General features: G+C 44.5%; 3 protein-coding genes. 2 read left to right on the forward strand and 1 reads right to left on the reverse strand.

The features are described 5' to 3' along the window. Positions 1-78: 78 nt before the first annotated feature. Together BCT81_RS22700 and BCT81_RS22705 are read left to right on the forward strand one after the other, a co-directional pair. A complete protein-coding gene (locus BCT81_RS22700) occupies positions 79-888 on the forward strand; it encodes a sulfite exporter TauE/SafE family protein (RefSeq protein WP_102425939.1) in 810 nt (269 codons plus the stop codon). Between the two features lie 225 nt (positions 889-1,113). Continuing rightward, positions 1,114-2,115 (forward strand): metal-dependent hydrolase, encoded by a 1,002-nt coding sequence (locus tag BCT81_RS22705; RefSeq protein ID WP_102425938.1) that lies wholly within the window; start codon positions 1,114-1,116, stop codon positions 2,113-2,115. A 127-nt stretch (positions 2,116-2,242) separates the two neighbouring features. On the opposite strand, the gene BCT81_RS22710 is transcribed toward BCT81_RS22705, so the two are convergent. Then, positions 2,243-3,684 (reverse strand): carboxypeptidase M32 (locus tag BCT81_RS22710; protein WP_102425940.1); only part of this gene is annotated, 1,442 nt, incomplete at its 5' end.

Raw genomic sequence — 3,684 nt, forward strand, 5'->3', positions numbered from 1 at the left:
ATTAATTATCTTGATGGAAATATAACCATATTAATAGTGTGTTATTTAAGACAATTAATTGAATAAGAGATGGATGAAATGAGTGAATTGCTGTTGTTGATTTTCTACTGTGCGTTATTAGGCAGTGGTGTTGGGTTTCTAGCCGGTTTGTTAGGCATTGGCGGAGGGCTGATCATTGTGCCGGTGCTAAGCAGCATTTTACTGTATTTAGACGTTCTACCGTCCGACCAAGTGGTTGTTGCTGCAATTGCCACTTCGCTGGCTTCAATTCTATTTACTTCAACCTCTTCAGCGCTAGCTCACCATAAGAATGGAAATGTGCCTTGGAATATTGCGCCTTGGATCATGCTTGGTGTTGCTCTGGGCGCACTGATTAGTGGCTTTATGGCGGCTCTGTTGCCCGAGAAAGTTGTTCGTATTGTGTTTGCCGTGAGCGTGGTTCTTATTGCGATCAAGATGTTCTTAAGCAGCAAAAATGACGCACCTAAGGAACGAAAGCTACCGAATAAAGGTGTATTAACGGCTCTGACGACCATTACTGGCGGCTTGTCTGCAATGATAGGGATTGGTGGCGGTGCATTGCTGGTCCCGCTATTAACGTTCTTTTCCGTCGATATGAAAAAGGCGATTGGTTGTGCGTCGGCTTGTGGCATTGTGATCGCGTTGTTTGGCTCGATAGGTTACATCACTTCAGGCAGCAGCCACTTTGCGCTAACCGACGGTTTTGCTGGCTTTGTTTATCTGCCTGCGCTGCTGGGTATTGTGTGCACGTCTTGGTTCACCGCACCTTTAGGTGCAAAAGCAACAAACCATTTACCCGTTCCAACCATCAAGAAGATCTTCTCAGTACTGTTGGTTGTTATCGCGGCAAGTATGGTGGCTCGTTAATTGAAGATCGTTCAAGTATCAATATATAGAGCAAAACCGAATAAATTGATCAACCACCAATAATGAGAAAAGGGCAGTTTCATAACTGCTCTTTTTTTGTTTATCGGTCTATGCTTATACAGCTATGTACATGAGTATATTGATAAAATCGTTTGGTTATGACAATCCACTGCTATAGCTAAATGTACTTGTTCAGTTCAAGGGAATGCTAAAAGTAGGTGATTTATGGATCCGTTAACGCAGGGCGTGCTAGGTGCTTCTTTGTCACAATCGGCGAGTAAAACACAACATTTGGTTGTTTCTGGGGTATTAGGTCTGCTCTCCGGGTTGGCACCAGATTTAGATGCATTGATTAAGTCTCAAAGTGACCCTTTGTTGGCTTTGGAATTTCATCGACAATTTACCCATTCACTCTTCTTTATTCCCATTGGCAGTTTGATCTGTGCCTTGGCTCTACATCATCTGATTGCAAAAAGATGTGGGCTTTCTTTTAAACAAAGTTGGCTGTTTTGTGCATTGGGATACGGTACTCATGCACTGCTAGACGCTTGTACCACTTATGGCACTCAACTGTTCTGGCCGTTCACCAACGAACGTTATGCTTGGAATACTATTTCGATTATCGACCCTGCCTATACCATTCCTATCTTAATATTGTTGGTGTTGGCGACATGGAAGCGAACACCTTGGTTAGCGCGTATTGCGTTTCTGTGGGCTTTGATTTATCCGACGTTAGGCATGATACAAAGGGATAGAGCAGAAGTGATAGGATGGCAATTAGCACAAGAACGCCAACATACTCCTATTCGGTTAGAAGCCAAGCCGAGCTTTGCGAATATCTTAGTGTGGAAAGTGGTGTACGAAACAGAATCTCGATACTACGTAGATGCTGTTCGAGTCGGCACCTCCGTTAAAACTTATCCTGGTGATTCGATCGTTAAACTGAATGTTAGTCAGGATTTCCCCTGGCTCGACCTCAATTCACAGCAAGCAAAAGACATTGAGCGTTTTCGCTGGTTTTCGAATGGCTTTGTATCACAAGACCCAAATGATGCGCTTCGGGTCATTGATGTTCGTTACTCGATCGTACCTAATCAACTAAAAGCCTTGTGGAGTATCAAGTTATCGAAGTCTGCAGACGCTGAAGAACACGTTTTGTATGAGACGCACAGGGATAATACACCAGTGTCGAGAGAGATCTTTTTCGATATGTTGAAAGGTAAGTAAAGCTATGAGTCTAAAGAATATTATAGATCCATTTTCCAATGAAAAAGGCTGAGTCAGTAATCTGCTCAACCTTTTCTATTGATCTATTACTTAGCTTTCTTTGCTAGAACGCTCTTTTTTGAGATTACTAAAGGTAACGACTTCTCAAATGATCTTTGAAGTATTGCGCATTCAAGGTTTCACCGGTTGCGCTTTTCACCAAATCATCTGTCGTTAGTAGGCTGCCTTTGCTCCAAATGTTCGACTCTAACCAAGTGAAGATAGGGGATAGGTCGCCGCTTTCAATCACTGAGTTCACATCTACTGTTTTCTTCATTGAAGCCATGAACTGAGCCGCGTACATCGCACCTAATGTGTAAGATGGGAAGTAGCCGAATGCGCCGTCAGTCCAGTGGATGTCTTGCATACAACCGTTAGTAAAGTTGCCTAGAGTGCTTAAACCAAGGTAAGACTGCATCTTTGTGTTCCAAAGTTCAGGGACATCAGTGTGCTTGATTTTGCCGTTAATCAGGTCACGTTCGATCTCGTAACGTAAGATAACGTGTGCAGGGTAGGTCAGTTCATCGGCATCAACACGGATGAAGTCTTTCTTCACGCGAGTGTAGATCTTCTGGAAGTTTTCTTTCTCAAACTCTGAGCCTGAGAATTGCTCACCAGCTAGATTCGCTAAGTGCCCAATGAACGGGTCGCTGCGGCCAACTTGCATCTCGAAGAACAGAGACTGAGATTCATGGATACCCATAGAGCGAGCTTCACCTGCAGGTTGGCCTGCTAAGTGTTTAGGCAAGCCTTGCTCATAACGTGCGTGACCTGTTTCGTGGACGATGCCCATTAAGCTTTGAACGAATTCAGCTTCGTCATATCTGGTTGTGATACGCACGTCGGTAGGAACACCACCACAGAAAGGGTGAACACTTTCATCTAATCGGCCGTGTTCGAAATCGAATTGAAGCAGCTTCATCACTTCTAAACCAAGCGCTTTTTGTTTTTCTGCAGCATAAAAGCCGTTTGGAGCATTAAATTGCTCACTAGACTGCTTTTCGAGCACTTCATCAATAAGGCTTGGCAGCCAAGTTTTCACATCCGCAAATAAGATGTCTAATGATGCTGAACTGGTACCCGGTTCGTAGATATCCAGCATCGCATCATAAGGTGTTAAGTTTGCGGCATCGGCGCGGATCTGTGCTTCTTCACGTGATAGCTCAACCACTTCACGCCAGTTCTTTTCAAACCCAACCCAATCGTTGTTACCACGTTGGCTGCGCCACGCATGTTCGCACTTTGAACCCGCTAGTGACTTAGCTTCAACCAACTTTTCAGGAAGAAGGTTGGCTTGCTGCCATTGGCGTTTAATTTCACGAAGCGATGATTGTTGTTCACCATTCAGATCTTCGTTTTCAGCGTCAGAGATCCAATCGGCCAGCTGTGGCTGAGTCATCAAGCCGTGAATATGAACCGAAAGCTCGGCCATCGCTTCGCTACGCGCTTGGTTACCACCAGCAGGCATCATTGAAGCTTGATCCCAGCCACAGATAGAGGCTAGGTGTTGAAAGCGTGAACATTTTTGAG

The organism is Vibrio sp. 10N.261.52.A1, from assembly GCF_002876325.1.
Classification (GTDB): Bacteria; Pseudomonadota; Gammaproteobacteria; order Enterobacterales; family Vibrionaceae; genus Vibrio; species Vibrio chagasii.